Origin of the sequence: Pseudoalteromonas sp. JC28 (assembly GCF_013319255.1) — a bacterium.
Taxonomy (GTDB): Bacteria; Pseudomonadota; Gammaproteobacteria; order Enterobacterales; family Alteromonadaceae; genus Pseudoalteromonas.
The window spans coordinates 61,525-78,438 of record NZ_QOKX01000011.1 but is presented as its reverse complement, the minus strand read 5'-3'; the positions used below and the strand labels follow the sequence as shown (position 1 = coordinate 78,438).

The window sequence follows — 16,914 nt, the reverse complement described above, 5'->3', positions numbered from 1 at the left end:
AGCATAAGCGCCCCCCGCACCAAAAGGTTCGGGGGGCGTTTTCGTTTTAGGGCATAAAAAAGGCAACTGAGAGCAGATCATGAGCAATTCAACAACCGGCGCACAACTTGTTATCAAGGTGCTAGAAGAGCAAGGCGTTAAACACGTATTTGGTTACCCAGGTGGTGCCATCATGCCCATTTATGACGCTTTGTATGGCGCGCCAGTTAAGCACTACTTGACTCGCCATGAGCAAGGTGCTGGTTTTGCTGCTGTTGGGTATGCTCGCAGTACAGGTAAGCTTGGGGTTTGTTTTGCCACATCTGGACCTGGCGCTACAAATCTTATCACCGCACTTGCTGATGCCATGATGGATTCAGTTCCGCTACTGGCTATCACTGGGCAAGTGCCGACCGCTGCTATCGGTTCGGATGCCTTTCAAGAGGTGGATGTACTGGGCATGTCTTTGTCATGTACTAAGCACAGCTACATGGTTGAGCGAGCGGAAGACTTGGCTGAAGTATTACAAGAAGCCATGTACTTAGCGCAGTCTGGTCGGCCCGGTCCGGTGTTGGTCGACATTCCTAAAGATATCCAGCTAGCTAAAGTGCCTTTTCATCCTTTTGCTGCGCCACAAGACGAACAGCCGAAGGTTTCACAAACTGAAGTAGCAAAAGCCAATCAATTATTATGTGACGCTAAACGACCTGTTGCCTACATTGGCGGTGGCGTGCAAAGCGCTGATGCGCAGTCACAGCTGATGCAATTTTTAGAAAAGACCCATATGCCGGCCGTATCGACGCTAAAAGCTTTGGGCAGCGTAACGCCGGATTATGATTATGACTTAGGAATGCTCGGTATGCACGGTACTCAGGCGGCGAATCTGGCGGTTCAGCAATGCGACTTATTGGTATGTATCGGGGCACGGTTTGACGACCGTGTAACGGGGAATTTGGCAAAGTTTGCTGCAGGGGCAAAGGTGATCCATTTAGATATCGACCCTGCAGAAGTGGGTAAACGCAAACCCGCAGCGGCTTCGCTTATTGCAGATTTAAAACAGTCATTGCCGCAACTTGAATGTGTGGTTACTAATAGCGAATGGCTAGAGACCATCGAAGCACTGCAACGTCAACATGCATGGCGTTATGACTATCCTGGCGAAAAAGTATTTGCACCGTATTTGTTAAATCAACTTAGCCAGAAGCTACCCAATACAGCGGTAGTGTGCTGCGATGTAGGCCAACATCAAATGTGGGTGGCCCAGCACATGAAATTCAGTCATCCAAGCAATCACTTAAGTAGTGGCGGTGCAGGCACGATGGGATTTGGCTTACCTGCTGCAATTGGGGCACAGATAGCACGTCCAGACAACACGGTGATCACGGTATCTGGCGACGGCTCCATCATGATGAATATTCAAGAGTTGGCAACCATCCGCCGTAATAACCTGCCAGTTAAAATATTGATATTAGACAATCAAAAGCTGGGTATGGTGAGACAGTGGCAGCAACTCTTTTTTGACGGTCGTTACAGTGAAACCGACCTGTCAGACAATCCAGATTTTGTCTCTTTGGCTGCCGTGTTCGGTATTCCTGGGCAGACAATTACTCATGCAAACCAAGTAGATGACGCCGTTGACGCCATAGTGAATGCGCAAGGGCCCTATATTTTACATGCTTGTATCGACGATAAAGAAAACGTATGGCCGCTTGTTCCACCTGGTGCTGCCAATGATGAAATGATGACGGAGAGCCTTTCATGAAACACCATTTAACCGTTGCAGTAAAACAACAGAGCATCGCAGTGGAGCGCTTTTTACGCGTAGCCAGACATCGCGGATTTCGCTTAACGAATTTGGAATTACAAGGTCAAGATGACTTATTCCACGTCAAAATGACGGTAGATAGTGACAAACCTATCTATTTATTAACCTCACAACTGAGTAAGCTAGTAGAAGTGCAAGCGGTTGACTTGCATACACTACAGAAACAGGCAATTTAGAAGAATTAAGGTAGTTAACAATGACACAAACATCAGAAGTAATTTGGCATAACGGTGAAATGGTTCCTTATTTTCAAGCGACCACCCATGTGCTTAGTCATGCTTTACATTATGGCAGCTCAGTTTTTGAAGGGATCCGTGCTTACGATACGCCAAATGGTCCAGCTGTTTTCCGCTTAACCGATCATATTCAGCGCCTCTTTGATTCCGCGAAGATCTACCGTATGGAAATTCCTTTTACCAAAGAGGAAGTAATCGCAGCGTGTAAAGAGACTATCCGCGCAAATGACTTTACCAATGCTTACCTTCGTCCATTTGCATTTTTAGGTCATGTAGGTCTTGGTTTAAATCCGAAATCGCACCGTGCAGACATGACAGTCGCTGCGATGGAATGGGGTGCATACCTTGGTGAAGAAGGCTTAGCACAAGGTGTTGATGTGTGTGTTTCTTCTTGGAGTCGCCTCGCACCAAATACCATGCCTACTGCGGCTAAAGCGGGTGGTAACTACTTATCTTCACAGCTTATTTCAGGTGAGGCGAAGCGTAATGGTTATGTTGAAGGGATCGCACTTGATGTTAATGGTTATCTGAGCGAGGGCGCTGGTGAGAACTTATTTGTTGTGAAGAAAGGCGTGCTTTATACCCCGCCAACCACAGCTTGTATTCTACCTGGTCTTACGCGCGACACGATCATCCATTTGGCGAAAAAACGCGGCTATGAAGTACGTGAAGAGCCGATCGCTCGTGAAGCGCTTTATCTTGCTGATGAGTTCTTTATGGTTGGTACCGCAGCGGAAGTAGTACCTGTTCGCAGCGTAGACAAAATTACCGTGGGTAATGGTGGTAGAGGTCCAATTACGGAAGAGTTACAGCAGGCCTATTTCGCTTTGGTTAAAGGTCAAGCTGATGACGAAAATGGCTGGTTAGAGTACGTAAGCGAATAATTTTATTGGTATCGGGGTCAAACGCCCCGAACAAAAGCGCATTGTAAATTGTGGGAATGAGGAACTCGGCATAGCCGAGAAAAAGGTGAAACATGGCTAAATTACGGAGCAAGACAACTACTGAGGGCAGACAACGCGCGGGAGCTCGTGCATTGTGGCGAGCAACGGGAATGACGGACAGTGATTTCCATAAACCGATCGTTGCGGTCGTGAATTCATATACCCAATTTGTTCCGGGTCATGTTCACCTCAATCAACTTAGCGCATTGATGGCTGATGCGATAACAGAAGCAGGCGGCGTACCTCGCGAATTTAATACCATTGCTATTGATGATGGTATCGCCATGGGTCACGGCGGCATGCTTTACTCGCTTCCGTCTCGAGACTTAATTGCAGATTCGGTAGAGTACATGGTTAACGCTCATTGTGCCGATGCTATGGTCTGTATTTCTAACTGCGACAAAATCACCCCAGGCATGCTACTTGCGGCACTGCGGTTGAATATTCCGGTGATCTTTGTTTCCGGCGGCCCGATGGAAGCGGGAAAAACTCGTTTAGCGGATATAGATCTAAAATTGGATCTTGTCGATGCCATGGTAAAAGGCGCAGATCCGACGGTGAGTGATGAAGACTCTGAGCAAGTTGAGCGCTCTGCTTGTCCTACTTGTGGTTCGTGTTCAGGCATGTTTACTGCCAACTCCATGAACTGTCTTTTAGAAGCGCTGGGCTTAGCGTTACCTGGTAATGGTACAACACTAGCGACACACAAAGACCGCCAACAGCTTTATTTGGGCGCAGCAAGTCGCATCATGGCTTTATGTGATGAATACTATGGTAAAGACAACGAGCAAGTGCTGCCACGCAACATTGCTAACCAAGCCGCATTTATGAACGCCATGACATTAGATATCGCGATGGGCGGTTCATCCAATACCGTGCTGCATTTATTGGCGGCTGCGCAAGAAGGCTTTGTCGATTTTGATATGAATGACATAGACCGCTTATCTCGTAGCACACCCTTTTTGTGTAAAGTTGCTCCGGCAACACAACAGTATCACATTGAAGACGTTCACCGTGCTGGTGGCATTATGGCCATTCTCAACGAGCTGGCCAGAGGCGATAAATTGGACCTGTCGGTGGGGCATGTTGCTGGCGGAAATCTAGGTGAAGTTATTGCGCGTTGGAATGCCGCAGACAGTGATAACGAACGGGCACAAACTTTCTATCGCGCGGGACCTGCTGGGATCCGCACTACCCAAGCTATGAGCCAAGAGTATCGCTGGGATGAGCTTGATTTAGACCGTGAAGGCGGCTGTATTCGCTCTATCGAGCATGCCTTTAGGCAAGATGGCGGCCTTGCAGTATTGAAAGGTAACTTAGCGCCTGATGGTTGTATCGTGAAAAGTGCCGGGGTGGCCGATGAAATGCTGCGCTTTACGGGGCCCGCTGTAGTATTTGAATCTCAAGACGATGCCGTCGAGGGGATACTGGGTGGCCAAGTTAAGAAAGGTGATGTAGTGATCATTCGCTACGAAGGGCCTAAAGGTGGTCCGGGTATGCAAGAAATGCTGTACCCAACTAGCTATCTTAAATCGATGGGGCTAGATAAAGACTGCGCTTTACTTACCGATGGTCGTTTTTCTGGCGGTACTTCTGGACTTTCTATTGGTCATGCGTCTCCAGAGGCTGCCAGTGGTGGCAATTTGGCGCTGGTTGAAAACGGCGATGTTGTCGCCATCGACATCTATAATCGCAGTATTGACGTTAAACTGGACGACACCGAGTTGGCGCTGCGCCATGAAAAGCAACTCGCTCGTGGTAAAGAAGCGTACAAACCAGTTAACAGAGAACGTTATGTGAGTCCCGCACTAAAAGCCTATGCACTGTTAGCAACGAGTGCAGACAAAGGCGCGGTACGTGACTTACAAAAACTAGAGGAGTTAGGCTAGCGATGGTTTCCCAAGAGCTTGATTACTTTAGAGCCATTATTCAGGCGAATGTGGCACCGCTCGTTGAGGTAACGCAAGTGAATCAACTAGAGCAAATGTCAGCCCAGCTTGGTAACCAAATTTGGCTGAAAAGAGAGGACCAACAGCCGGTCTATTCTTTCAAATTGCGTGGTGCGTATAACAAGCTACGTCAGTTACCGAAAGGATCGCAGGTGTATACCGCTTCTGCGGGTAATCATGCTCAAGGGGTTGCGCTAAGTGCAACGCATCTAGGTCAGCACGCCACGATTGTAATGCCTGTGACTACGCCTGAGATCAAGGTCAGCGCGGTTCGTAAGCTCGGTGGTGAAGTGATCTTACACGGCCATCACTTCGATGCGGCAAAGCAGTACGCGCTAGATCTTTGTGCAGCGCAAAATGGTGTTTTTGTCCCGCCATTTGATGATAAAGATGTGATCATCGGCCAAGGTACGGTGGCGCGAGAGTTAATTCAGCAACTTGATGAACTAGACGTCGTATTTATTCCCGTAGGAGGTGGGGGGTTGCTTGCGGGAATGGCGGTGTATTTGAAGTCACTTCGCCCTGATATCCGTATTATTGGGGTAGAAGCTGAGGACAGTGCATGCCTTAAAGCCGCGCTTGAAGCGGGAGAACCCGTGGAGCTTGAGCGAGTCGGAGGCTTTGCGGACGGCGTGGCGGTAAAGCTTATTGGTACAGAAACTTTTCGATTAGCACAAAAGTTCTGCGACGAAGTCGTGACGGTTAATGCCGATGAAATTTGTGCGGCGGTTCAAGATATTTTTGTGGAGACGAGAGCAACTGCAGAGCCTTCCGGCGCGTTATCAACTGCGGGCTTGAAGAAGTGGCTCGCGCAAACGGGCGAAAAGGGGCTGAGTGTTGCGGCTATCTTGTCAGGCGCTAATTTAAACTTCGATCGGTTGAGGTATATCGCCGAAAGAACGGCGCTAGGTGCTAAACATGAAGCATTGCTCGGGGTGACTATTCCTGAAGAAAAAGGCAGCTTTAAGCGTTTTTGTCACTCTCTTGGTGGCCGAGCGATCACTGAGTTTAACTATCGCTATGCCGGCTGTGGCGAAGCGCAAATTTTTGTTGGTGTTGGGCTTAGAAATGGCCAGCAAGAGCTAACTGAGTTAACCGCTTCGTTGCATCAAAACGGCTACCTGTTTGATGACTTATCAGATAACGAACTGGCAAAGTTACATGTGAGATATATGGTAGGCGGCAAACCGCCGAGCGTCATGAATGAACGTTTATTGCGGTTTGAATTTCCTGAATATCCAGGCGCATTAGCGCGCTTTTTAGACATGCTCGGCTGTAATTGGAATATTACTTTATTTCATTATCGCAATCACGGCGCGGCACAAGGCAATGTGTTAGCCGCTTTTGAAGTAGAGCCCAGTGATTATGAGCGCTTTGATGAACATCTTGCAAAGTTAGCGTATCAATTTCAAGAAGAAACAGATAACCCGTGTTTTACACGCTTTTTGCATGGCGAGCAGTTAGCAAAGCAAAAGGCTGGATAATAAGTACTGAATTAGGTACGCTGGCCATGAAAGTACCTAATTTTATCAGTGAATTACATGATTAGAAAAAGAACAAATAAGGACATCTTCATAACGTTAGTTGCAAGGCTTTTACTGCTTGCGGGCTTATATTTTGGTGCGAGCGCGCTTTGGCCAGATCTGTTCGAACACACACTTTTCTTGCCAATTGCGTTTGCAATAACAGTGATATCGGTCGTATTCCAAGGTGGTACAGGTACCAACAGACGCCCAGAGCAAATGCTATTAAAAGAGGGCGAGAAGTTAATGCTCATCTACGGGGCAAATAAAATTATGATGCCAATAGCGCAAGTTGAGTCTGTCGCTATTGATGATAATTACCTTGGGATCATCGAGAAGAATAATGGTAATGGCTATGACATTATGTGCAAAGGCAGCCAGGAGCAGATCTATCATCACCTTAAGAACATACTAGGTACACATATAGAGAATTGCAAAGTACAACTACTTTGAATCCTAGTCAGTTAAAGTAGTACTTAACTCACTTTCATATTCAATACTTACCCAATCTTAATGGCAGCCTGAGCACCTTAAACTATAGTTAGCTATTATCAGTTGAAAAACGCAAGGATATGATGTTTAGGTACTATGTTGCGTTATTACTTTTATTTTTGAGCACTCAAATTGCAGCCCTTGAAAAAGTCACATTACAGTTAAAGTGGACACATCAATTTCAGTTTGCTGGTTACTATATGGCAAAGGAAAAAGGGTTTTATCATAGGGAAGGGTTAGACGTTCATATTCTTCCTGCCGATCCCAATAATCCTAACGTTGATTTTCGTGTGTTATATGGTCAAGCTCAGTTTGGAGTGTTTCACTCAGGCCTCTTAAAACAAAGACTCAATGGTAAACCCTTTGTGGCGCTTGCAGCGGTGTTACAGTCTTCTCCTTATTGTTGGATGGTAGGAGCCGACAGTGATATTTATGTTCCTCGTGATTTTCAGGGGAAACGCCTCAGTCATTTAGGACACACAGAAAACGGTGAGTTGCTCATGATGTTGCAACGTGCCGGCGTCAATACACAAAATATGCGCTTGTATTCAGGCAATGAGCCACTGAAAGACTTTATCGCTGGTAAATTTGATGCGATGCAAGTTTATAGCACCAATGAGCCCTATGCAGTACAGCAAAGCGGTCTATCAACCCGTGAAATTTGCCCAAAGCAGTTTGGTTTAAACGTTTATGCTGACGTGCTCTTTACTACGGAAAGCGTACTAGAAAACCGCCCTGAGCTTGTTAAACGCTTTCGTCGTGCGAGCCTTAAAGGTTGGCGATACGCTATGTTACATCTAGAAGAAACCTTAGCGATAACGAAGCAGCAATACGCTACCCAAAAATCCTTGGAACAGCTCGCATTTGAGGCAGAGAAGTTAACGGAGTTCATAAAGGTGGCTAATATTCCAATTGGAACAATGTCAACGGCAAAATGGCAATGGATAGCACAGCTATATCACTTAGATGTGAGTCAGTTTCATGAACACAAAGCGCGCTTTATTTATTCAGAAGTGAAGAATGAACAACCTAAGTTATCTTGGGTGTTGATTATTGCAGCGATTTTGACATTGGTTTGTATTCCAATGTATATCCACTTAATTTTTTCTCGTAAATATCATCAACAATTACGCTAGAATAAGGGTATTGTTTCCCTGACAACCGTGGCCATTGTGGAACCGAGCAAACGCTTTCAACTTCTAGATAAATTATTATTCGATACCCGACAATATTGGCAAGTCGTTGCTTTTGAGCATCTCACTATTCCTTGGCCACAACTACAATCTGAATTACTGCGATTAAGCGACGATGCAGTATCAACATTAGACAGTGACACTGATGCCCTTTTTACTTTTTTTAGTCGCTATATTCCCGAACTTGAACAACTTACGGTCTTAAGTGCTTTACCGCAAAAAGTGGGCCGTAGAGATGAGTTACCGTTTTGGCTGAGCAATGGCATAAAGGGACGTAAATTAGAGCAACTTCAAGACTTTGTTGCCGCAGTAAACGAAACTAAAGCATCGGTACTAGAGTGGTGCGCAGGTAAAGGTCATTTAGGCCGATTGCTTTCTTATCATGGCGCGCCTGAAGTGAACAGTATTGAGCTTCAAGCGGATCTGTGTCGACAAGGAGAGGAAAGTGCGAAGCGGCAAAATCTAAACTTGCATTTTCATTGTGCCGACGTGTTGAAAGATGACATACATCACCACTTCGTTGAAAACCGCCATGGTATTGCCCTGCATGCATGTGGTGAATTACATCGTGTATTTATGCACCAAGCAGTGGCGAATGGCATGAAAAAGCTATCGCTCTCTCCATGCTGCTATCACTTATTTACACCACCTGATTATCAAGCCATGAGTGTTGAAGCACAGCAGAGTCAGCTCAACTTATCTCATCACGATATGAAGTTAGCGCTGCAAGAGACAGTTACAGCACCCGGGAGAGTGGCACAAGTACGTAAAAAAGAGGTGAGTTGGCGCTTAGGGTTTGATGCGCTGCGCAGAGAACTTACCGCAGATAAACATTACGTGAGTGTGCCTTCGGTCAATAAGGCTATTTTTTCGGGGTCGTTTAGTGAATTCTGTTATTGGGCAGCTGAGCAGAAGCAGCTCGTCCTACCTGATGGAATTGATTTTGACCAATATGAACGTATTGGGCGTGAACGAAAGCAAGTAACGGACAGAATTGAGCTAGTACGACACGTGTTTCGTCGTGCGATTGAGATCTGGTTGGTCCTGGATAGGGTTTTATATCTGCAAGCAGCTGGGTATGATGTCACCCTTAGTACTTTTTGCGAAAAGTCGCTCACCCCAAGGAATATTTTGATACAGGCTGAACGTCAGTCGGAGAACCATTAATGTGTAATACGAGCCCAAGTCCACTGAGTCACTTACTCGATAATAATAAACAGTGGGCAGATCGCACCAATGCCAGTGATCCTGAGTTTTTCAAAAAACTGTCGCAACAACAGAATCCAGATTATCTATGGATCGGCTGCTCTGACTCTCGTGTGCCTGCCAACGAGATTGTTGACTTAATGCCTGGAGAATTGTTTGTTCACCGCAATGTTGCCAATGTCGTGGTGCATACTGATCACAACTGTTTGTCGGTCATGCAGTATGCGGTTGAGGTGCTCAAAGTAGATCACATTATGGTGGTCGGTCACTACGGTTGCGGTGGAGTGCAAGCGGTGCTCGATAATGCTAAGTTTGGCCTTATCGATAACTGGCTGCGTCATGTCGCTGATGTGAAAGAGAAACACCAAGCGATTATTGAACAAGTGAGCAAAGAAAAGCAGTGTGCGGCGCTTTGCGAGTTAAATGTGATAGAACAGGTGCGTAACGTGTGTCAGAGCAATATCGTTCAAGATGCTTGGCAGCGAGGTCAAGCTTTGACGGTACACGGGTGGGTTTATGGCCTTGCTGATGGCCTCTTAAATGAGGTGGTGAACGCCGTAGAAAATATGGAGCAACTGTCGCTTTGCTATGAAAAGTCTCTGCTTGGTGTGAACCAGCGCTATTGCTAGGGTCAACAGAGTTTAGAGATTGCGTGCGCCACAAGCGCACGCTTTACTATCCGAAGCTGTGGTTGCTTATTCCTGCGAGTCGGATGCTTGGCTGGCAAGTTGTGCTTCTAACTGCGCCACTTTTTCTTCAAGTTCAACCAACTTTTCACGCGTGCGGATCAGCACTTTGCTTTGAATATCAAACTCTTCTCTGCTAACAAAATCCATTTCTGATAATTTGCTCTGGATCGCCTGTTTCGTTCTTGCTTCAAATGTTTCAGCAAGATTTTTTACGCCCTGTGGCATGTTACTGGAAATTTGCTTAGCAATTTCTTCAATTTTGGCTGGATTAATCATCTTCTTACCTTAGCTTGCGAGTCAGTATACAAAGTCCATCTTACCTTATGCGCCGCAGACGGAAAAGGTTCGCTTCATAGTTTTACATGGATACGATAAACTAGGGCCTGTTTATAAGAATTCCTCAACCCCTCAGCACTGACAGTTGTAGCCAACATTGTGCCAAGCGAGAAGATAACCGGATTAGTTGCATGAAGCTCAACCCAAAACAAGACGAAGCGGTAAAATATATCAGTGGTCCATGCCTTGTATTGGCAGGTGCGGGCTCAGGTAAAACCCGGGTTATTACCAATAAAATTGCCTACCTAGTGCAGCAGTGTGAATACAAAGCAAAGAATATCGCAGCGGTCACCTTTACCAACAAAGCGGCGAAAGAAATGCGTGAACGTGTGGCACAAACTTTGGGCAAGCAAGAAGCTAAGGGTTTGTGGGTGTCGACATTCCATACATTAGGGCTGGAAATCATTAAAAAAGAGGTCAAGACCTTAGGGTATAAACCTGGCTTTTCCTTGTTTGATGATCAAGACACGAATCAGTTGTTAAGTGAACTCACTGAAAAAGAGCTTGAGCGTGATAAAGACTTACTCAATTTGCTGAAAATGCAGATTGGTAACTGGAAGAACGAGCTTATTTTGCCTGAGCGTGCTATTCGAGAAGCGCGAGAGCCACAAAAAGCGCTATTCGCTCAGCTTTATGCGCGTTATCAAACACAGCTGCGTGCTTACAATGCCCTAGACTTTGACGATCTTATTATGATCCCAACTTTGCTTTTGAATCAGTCAGTTGATGTGAGAGAGCGCTGGCAGCAACGTTTCCGCTATTTGCTGGTGGATGAGTATCAAGATACCAATACCAGCCAGTACCAGTTAGTGAAATTGCTGGTAGGTGAGCGCGCACGTTTTACTGTGGTTGGTGACGATGATCAGTCTATCTATTCATGGCGTGGCGCTAAACCGCAAAACTTAGTGCTACTGAGCAAAGACTTTCCAGGCCTAAGACTTATCAAGTTGGAGCAAAACTATCGTAGCGCAGGGCGGATCCTAAAGGCTGCGAATATCCTTATCGCCAACAATCCCCATGAATTTGATAAACAGCTGTTTAGTGAACTGGGGTATGGCGATCCGATCCGTGTGATAGCGACTCGTGATGAAGAACATGAAGCGGAGCGTGTGGTCGCCGAGATCATTTCACACAAGTTTATGAAACGTACCAGCTATCGCGACTATGCATTGCTCTATCGTGGAAATCACCAAGCTAGAGTGTTTGAAAAAGCACTCATGACCAACCGTATTCCATACAAAATTAGTGGCGGTATGTCGTTCTTTGCACGCAGTGAAATCAAAGACATCATGGCTTATTTGCGGTTCTTAGTGAATCAAGATGATGACAACGCATTTTTACGTATCGTCAATACCCCACGACGCGAGATTGGTCCGGTAACATTAGAAAAGCTAGGAAGCTTTGCCAACGAGCGTCATATTAGTCTATTTGCGGCGTGTTTTGAGTCAGAGCTTGCGGACCGTTTGGCGGGTCGTGGCTTAAATGCATTGATGGGATTTGCGCGCTGGGTGGTTGAGCTTTCCGACCGAGCAACCCGCGGAGATACCTTGGAAGCGGTAAAAGATATGATCCGTGAAATTAATTACGAAGCGTATCTTTACGAGTCATCTCCCAGCGCTAAAGCGGCGGAAATGCGGATGAAAAACGTATCAGAACTATACCGTTGGATAAGTGATATGCTCACGGGAGATGCTGATAACCCCGCCATGACACTGCCAGAAGTGGTAAGCAAACTCACATTAAGAGATATGCTTGAGCGCAATGAAGAGGAAGATGACTCAGATGCAGTGCAGTTATTAACGCTGCATGCGTCCAAAGGTCTTGAATATCCACACGTATTTATGGTGGGGATGGAAGAAGGGTTACTACCCCACCAAACGAGTATTGACGAAGATAATGTCGAAGAGGAAAGGCGTTTGGCCTATGTTGGTATAACTCGCGCTCAGCAAACCCTAACATTGACTTATACCAAAAGTCGTCGTCAATTTGGTGAGCAAATCACCCCAGAGCTGAGCCGCTTTGTACAAGAATTGCCGCAAGATGATTTACAAATTGAAGGGAAAAAGCCTGTAGCGACACAGGCAGAACGAATGGAAAAAGGTAAATCTAACGTTGCGAATTTACGGGCAATGCTAAGACGGGACTGATTCGTTATCAAAATTTTGGATAAAGGCTACACGTTCGTTGCCCTTATCCAACATTTGCTGTTTGCCAAAAAATAGCTGCAAGCCATGCTTTTCCAGTAAGCTTCTAAAGTTTAAAATCGCAGGACCTCGGGCGATGACCTTAATATTCTTCACTTTAGTAACGGCTAAAATACCTTGCAATTGAACCTCATAACTCGTTTGTTGTAAGACGCGTTTACTAAACGTCGAGCTTAATAAGACATAGGTAAAGTCAACTTGGCTGATCAGGGTTAGATCGCAGCGATCTTTACCAAAATTATTCAGTCCGATAGGGATCCCCATATCGGCCAAGGCTCTGAGATTTAATACTTGCTGACTAGAAGCAAAGCGAATTTCGCTCTCTTCGAAGAGTAAACAAAGTGTTTTGTCTTGCCGCTGTAGCTGCTGCTTTAACGCGTCAAAATGTGCACTTTCTAGTAACATTGCAGAACAACCAAATAGCATATCTTCATCGCGGTTACGTGCTATTTCTTGCGCTTTGTTTAGTAGATGCAATTCAATTTCAAGCAGCTGAGTTTTTTCTGCGGCAAACTTTTTCAGAATATCAAAACTGGTGCTGCCTAATACTGGATGTTCGCCAAAGGCTTCCAAAAAGCCAATTGGCTGGGCGCTATCTGACCAGTTTACGATTTCCGTGCAGCGGAAGTGAGTAGGGAGCTTATCTAAGTGATGCTGTTCTTGTTGCTTCTGAGCGTTTGAGCTTGCGGTAAGTAATGGATGATAAAATTCATAGCGACCACGGCCAGCGTTTTTGGCATAGTACATTGCCGCATCGGCATCTCTGATAATTTCATCGGTGTTACGATACAGCTTATTACTATAGGTGATACCTATGCTGGCACCACTTTGCATGCATACTCCTTTCAAGCAGAAAGGTTGTTGCATGACTTTGATAATACGCTTGGCGACATCTTCCGCTTGCTGACGATCGGTTAGGTGATCAAGTAAGATCACGAACTCATCACCGGCAAGTCGTGCTAATAAATCGTGTTCACGAATACACTCTAAGAATGACTGTGCCACCCACACCAAAAACTGATCGCCTGCTTGGTGACCTAATTCATCATTTATGTCTTTAAACTTATCTAAATCGATAAAGAGAACGGCAAAGTTATCTTCGGGGTAACGATGATGTTTTTGCAGCGTCTTTTCGAGCTGAGTTAAAAACAAACTACGGTTTGGTAGACCCGTGAGTGAATCATGATGGGCATCATGATAAAGCTGTTGCTCAATCTTCTTGCGCTCTTCCATCTGCATTTGTAGATGTAAATTGGCTTGCTGTAGCTCTTTGGTCTTCTCCGCAACTCGATGTTCTAACTGCTGGTGACTGATCTTAAGCGCTTGGTTCGCTAGGTGCGTTTGTAGTACAGAGGCAATTTGATTAGATACAAACGAGATCAGCTCAACATCATCATAATTAAATTCGTGTTTGTGCTCGTAAGCTTGGCATGCGATCAGACCGATGACGCCAGTAGCCGTTTTTAATGGTGCACCAAGCCAACTCGTTGCAGCAAGCTTGTGGTTATAGCCTGCAGGGCGCTCTACCGTGCCCTCTAGTGCTAAGGCTTTGGCACGGGTACTGTCTATTAATTGGCTTTGCTCAGTACGAATGACCAGCTCACTATACCCTTTTGCAAATGGACGAGGGTTGTAACTGGTTTTTTCATCAACGCTATACGGGAAGGTGAGCCAATTCGTCTCTTTATCGTAAAGTGCAATATAAAGATTGTCGGCAAAAGTAATAGAACGAATAATGTCGTGAACTTGTTGGTAAACATCGTCAATATCGGAGAACTGGGTTGCTAATTCAGAGATCTTGAATAAGATTTGCTGTCTTTCTAGCGCACGCTTGCGGTTTTCTATTTCTTTATTAAGAGCTTCATTACTTTGCATTAGTGCCCGCGTGCGAATTTTCACTTCAGACTCTAGTAACTCACGCTTTTTAACGCGTTCAATCGCTGTGGCCAAATATAATGACATCACTTCAAGCAATTCAACTTGATGATCGCTATAGGATTGTTCCGCTTTGTAGCTTTGCGACACCATAACGCCAATGATTGCGCCATCGCGATAGATAGGTACACCTACCCAATGCTCTGCTTGACTACCCATTATCTTAAAATCGCCAGCATTGGCTCGCGATAGCATGTCGTCTTTGGTGAGGTAAACAGTTTCACCGGTTTTAAATACAAACCCAGTTACACCATCTTTGAAGTGATGTGCTTCATGAAGAGGGACAGAAATACCATCTTTCTCATCAACAAAATACGATAGCTCAAGCGCTTGAGTAAAGCGATTTTGCAGGACAACATAAAAGCTTTTGCTAGGTAAATATTGAGACAGAATATTGTGGATTGCGGGATACAACAAGGTAAGCTCAGCAACAGTACTAGCCTGTTCTGATAACTGAATTAGTGTGTATTGAAGTTGAGACTTTCTTTTATACTTTTTAAGTAAAGACTCTAATCTGGCGGTTCGCCGAGATAGTCTCCTAACCTGCTGTTGTGGCTCTTCCAATGACGAAACCAGTTCTTATTGTTGTTTAATTATTGAGCTTAATAGTTTCACTTTTAGCCGAAGCGGTCAAGTGTAAATTTCTCATTCCTGCTCGTTTTATAGAGCGATATCAAGCCAGCGTTAATCATGGCTTTTATGGCACTATATTGAGACGAAAATGCAGCGATAAACGCTGCACTGTCCAATAAGTCTTTTTACCCTAATATAGAGAAGTTGAAATATTTATTTGCTTGTCATGAAATCAATTGCCGCTGCAATCTCATCATCCGAGCAGTTCATACAAGTACCACGAGGAGGCATTGCATTGAAGCCATTGATCGCATGGTCTAGTAATACGTCTTTACCTTTGGCAATGCGAGGCGCCCAATCGTCAGCTGTTTTTGGTGCACCTAGTGCGCCTGTGCCGTGACAAGCAAAACATGCTGCTTGATAAACTTGCTCACCTGAACGAGGTCCTGATGGCTCGGCTTCTGCAGCACTTTCAGCACCAGCTAAATATACTGAGCCGATAGGCTGAAGACGTTTCTTAATCGCTTCTTCAGTTAAAGAATTGTCGTATGGTTGCGCAACTGCGGCTGTTGATAGCAATAAAAGTGCTGCTGAAAGTTTTTTCATTTACCTTGCTCACTTCGTTTGAACGTGTTCAATCACGATAATGGATGACGGAATTATTGGGATTATAACGTCACCTGTTCATTTATAAAACGTAAACTTGAGTATAAATGGTTAAAACCATTAATTTATTGCGTTAGGGCAAGCTTTTTCGCCTAAATTTGCAATAACGTTAGGCCGAAATGTGAGTCGATCGGCTCTAACGTTTTCCTTTACTATTACGAATGGGTAGGAGAAGCGATCGCTTTTATGCCATTTCGATTAGTTTCGTCACCGCCTTTTCGATACCTGTCGCGGCTTCAAGGATGGATGACGCCAGCATGTATGCCGGTGTACTAATCACTTTTTCATTATCATCAACGACGATCTCGGTCACTTCACAATCCACGTGCTTTGCACCAAGCGTATTAACTGCCGCTGCGGTATCAACATCATTACCTATGGTCGCGAGTGTACCCGGTGTATGGATATGGGCGATGAGTGCTGGTGCAATACATAAATAAGCAATAGGCTTTTGCTGATGATTGAACTCACGACATACGCGCTTTACGCTTTCAAGGATCGTAGAGTCTGCGCCTTTAAAAGCAAAATCGGAAAGGTTCTTTGCTACACCAAAACCTCCTGGTAATACCAAAGCATCGAATTCGTCAGCACTTAATGTTTCCAGATCTGCAATTTCTCCGCGTGCAATGCGGGCGGCTTCAACAAGAACATTACGACGTTCATCTTGTTCTTCACCGGTGATGTGATTGATCACATGGAATTGATCAATATTAGGTGCAAAGCACTGATAGCTTGCCCCTGCTTTTTCAAGATTGAGTAGTGTTAATACTGACTCGTGGATCTCGGCACCGTCGAATACACCACAGCCACTTAAAATTACCGCTACTTTTTTCATTCATTTCTCCCTTCAATGTCACATCATGCGCGCTATATGCATAAAAAGAATTATGCACGAATTAAAAAATTATAAAGGATCTTCTATGATCTTTGATCAATTGTGTTAGTATACTCCTCCGCTTGAGAAAATCAGGCTATTTTTTACTCACCTAGTTTGTTAAGCGTGACTAAAAAAATTCTTTATCCACAAAGCGGTAAAGATAATAACAATAAAAAAGGCACAAAAAGCGCAAGTAAATCAAAGTTTTAATTTACACTCTGACTTTTACAACAAAGTTTCGGAGCGATTTTTCGTGTTTGTCTACAAAGTTATCCACAGGTGCAGCA

General features: G+C 45.0%; 14 protein-coding genes. 10 read left to right on the top strand and 4 right to left on the bottom strand.

What is annotated here, in order from left to right; genetic code table 11:
* The first annotated feature begins 79 nt into the window (after positions 1 to 79).
* The 9 genes from ilvG to can all read left to right on the top strand — a co-directional run bounded on the left by ilvG (position 80) and on the right by can (position 9,976).
* Positions 80 to 1,741: an acetolactate synthase 2 catalytic subunit gene (ilvG, locus tag DS891_RS21520; RefSeq protein ID WP_174170900.1), complete on the top strand. Its 1,662-nt coding sequence runs from the start codon at positions 80 to 82 to the stop codon at positions 1,739 to 1,741.
* On the top strand, positions 1,738 to 1,980 hold the full coding sequence (ilvM, locus tag DS891_RS21515) for an acetolactate synthase 2 small subunit (RefSeq protein WP_010376329.1): 243 nt from the start codon (positions 1,738 to 1,740) through the stop codon (positions 1,978 to 1,980). The genes ilvG and ilvM overlap by 4 nt, the downstream gene beginning before the upstream one ends.
* Before the next feature lie 20 nt (positions 1,981 to 2,000).
* Positions 2,001 to 2,924 (top strand): branched-chain amino acid transaminase, encoded by a 924-nt coding sequence (locus DS891_RS21510; protein WP_174170899.1) that lies wholly within the window; start codon positions 2,001 to 2,003, stop codon positions 2,922 to 2,924.
* Positions 2,925 to 3,016: 92 nt separating this feature from the next.
* Positions 3,017 to 4,873: a dihydroxy-acid dehydratase gene (ilvD, locus tag DS891_RS21505; RefSeq protein ID WP_174170898.1), complete on the top strand. Its 1,857-nt coding sequence runs from the start codon at positions 3,017 to 3,019 to the stop codon at positions 4,871 to 4,873.
* A gap of 2 nt (positions 4,874 to 4,875) precedes the next feature.
* On the top strand, positions 4,876 to 6,417 hold the full coding sequence (gene ilvA, locus DS891_RS21500; protein ID WP_174170897.1) for a threonine ammonia-lyase, biosynthetic: 1,542 nt from the start codon (positions 4,876 to 4,878) through the stop codon (positions 6,415 to 6,417).
* A 57-nt stretch (positions 6,418 to 6,474) separates the two neighbouring features.
* Complete coding sequence (locus DS891_RS21495; protein WP_010607769.1) at positions 6,475 to 6,909, top strand: hypothetical protein; 435 nt, start codon at positions 6,475 to 6,477, stop codon at positions 6,907 to 6,909.
* A 122-nt stretch (positions 6,910 to 7,031) separates the two neighbouring features.
* On the top strand, positions 7,032 to 8,084 hold the full coding sequence (locus DS891_RS21490; RefSeq protein ID WP_174170936.1) for an ABC transporter substrate-binding protein: 1,053 nt from the start codon (positions 7,032 to 7,034) through the stop codon (positions 8,082 to 8,084).
* A 27-nt stretch (positions 8,085 to 8,111) separates the two neighbouring features.
* The gene (locus DS891_RS21485; RefSeq protein ID WP_010607771.1) at positions 8,112 to 9,308 is read left to right on the top strand and encodes a methyltransferase; all 1,197 of its coding nucleotides are present in this window, start codon (positions 8,112 to 8,114) and stop codon (positions 9,306 to 9,308) included.
* Positions 9,308 to 9,976: a carbonate dehydratase gene (can, locus tag DS891_RS21480; RefSeq protein ID WP_010607772.1), complete on the top strand. Its 669-nt coding sequence runs from the start codon at positions 9,308 to 9,310 to the stop codon at positions 9,974 to 9,976. The genes DS891_RS21485 and can overlap by 1 nt, the downstream gene beginning before the upstream one ends.
* Positions 9,977 to 10,042: 66 nt before the next feature.
* On the opposite strand, the gene DS891_RS21475 is transcribed toward can, so the two are convergent.
* Positions 10,043 to 10,312, bottom strand: coding sequence for an accessory factor UbiK family protein (locus tag DS891_RS21475; RefSeq protein WP_010376312.1), 270 nt, complete (start codon positions 10,310 to 10,312; stop codon positions 10,043 to 10,045).
* Positions 10,313 to 10,503: 191 nt separating this feature from the next.
* Between DS891_RS21475 and rep the strand changes: the two genes are divergently transcribed.
* Complete coding sequence (rep, locus tag DS891_RS21470) at positions 10,504 to 12,519, top strand: DNA helicase Rep (protein ID WP_010607774.1); 2,016 nt, start codon at positions 10,504 to 10,506, stop codon at positions 12,517 to 12,519.
* Here rep and DS891_RS21465 read toward each other — a convergent pair.
* The 3 genes from DS891_RS21465 to elbB all read right to left on the bottom strand — a co-directional run bounded on the left by DS891_RS21465 (position 12,505) and on the right by elbB (position 16,585).
* A complete protein-coding gene (locus DS891_RS21465) occupies positions 12,505 to 15,075 on the bottom strand; it encodes a diguanylate cyclase (RefSeq protein ID WP_174170896.1) in 2,571 nt (856 codons plus the stop codon). The two genes, rep and DS891_RS21465, sit on opposite strands and share 15 nt — an antisense overlap.
* Positions 15,076 to 15,297: 222 nt before the next feature.
* Positions 15,298 to 15,690, bottom strand: a complete 393-nt coding sequence (locus tag DS891_RS21460) for a cytochrome c5 family protein (protein ID WP_010607776.1) — start codon at positions 15,688 to 15,690, stop codon at positions 15,298 to 15,300.
* 244 nt (positions 15,691 to 15,934) lie between these two features.
* Positions 15,935 to 16,585 carry an isoprenoid biosynthesis glyoxalase ElbB gene (elbB, locus tag DS891_RS21455; protein WP_039494621.1) on the bottom strand — a complete coding sequence of 217 codons (651 nt, stop codon included), beginning with the start codon at positions 16,583 to 16,585 and terminating at the stop codon, positions 15,935 to 15,937.
* Between the last annotated feature and the right edge of the window lie 329 nt (positions 16,586 to 16,914).

What these genes read in the sequence shown, in the direction of transcription:
- DS891_RS21490 (WP_174170936.1), top strand. Translation starts at nt 7,032, where the DNA reads ATGTTTAGGTACTATGTTGCGTTATTACTTTTATTTTTGAGCACTCAA.
- DS891_RS21460 (WP_010607776.1), bottom strand. Translation starts at nt 15,690, where the DNA reads ATGAAAAAACTTTCAGCAGCACTTTTATTGCTATCAACAGCCGCAGTT.
- elbB (WP_039494621.1), bottom strand. Translation starts at nt 16,585, where the DNA reads ATGAAAAAAGTAGCGGTAATTTTAAGTGGCTGTGGTGTATTCGACGGT.
- ilvG (WP_174170900.1), top strand. Translation starts at nt 80, where the DNA reads ATGAGCAATTCAACAACCGGCGCACAACTTGTTATCAAGGTGCTAGAA.
- DS891_RS21495 (WP_010607769.1), top strand. Translation starts at nt 6,475, where the DNA reads ATGATTAGAAAAAGAACAAATAAGGACATCTTCATAACGTTAGTTGCA.
- ilvM (WP_010376329.1), top strand. Translation starts at nt 1,738, where the DNA reads ATGAAACACCATTTAACCGTTGCAGTAAAACAACAGAGCATCGCAGTG.
- ilvD (WP_174170898.1), top strand. Translation starts at nt 3,017, where the DNA reads ATGGCTAAATTACGGAGCAAGACAACTACTGAGGGCAGACAACGCGCG.
- ilvA (WP_174170897.1), top strand. Translation starts at nt 4,876, where the DNA reads ATGGTTTCCCAAGAGCTTGATTACTTTAGAGCCATTATTCAGGCGAAT.
- rep (WP_010607774.1), top strand. Translation starts at nt 10,504, where the DNA reads ATGAAGCTCAACCCAAAACAAGACGAAGCGGTAAAATATATCAGTGGT.
- DS891_RS21475 (WP_010376312.1), bottom strand. Translation starts at nt 10,312, where the DNA reads ATGATTAATCCAGCCAAAATTGAAGAAATTGCTAAGCAAATTTCCAGT.
- DS891_RS21510 (WP_174170899.1), top strand. Translation starts at nt 2,001, where the DNA reads ATGACACAAACATCAGAAGTAATTTGGCATAACGGTGAAATGGTTCCT.
- can (WP_010607772.1), top strand. Translation starts at nt 9,308, where the DNA reads ATGTGTAATACGAGCCCAAGTCCACTGAGTCACTTACTCGATAATAAT.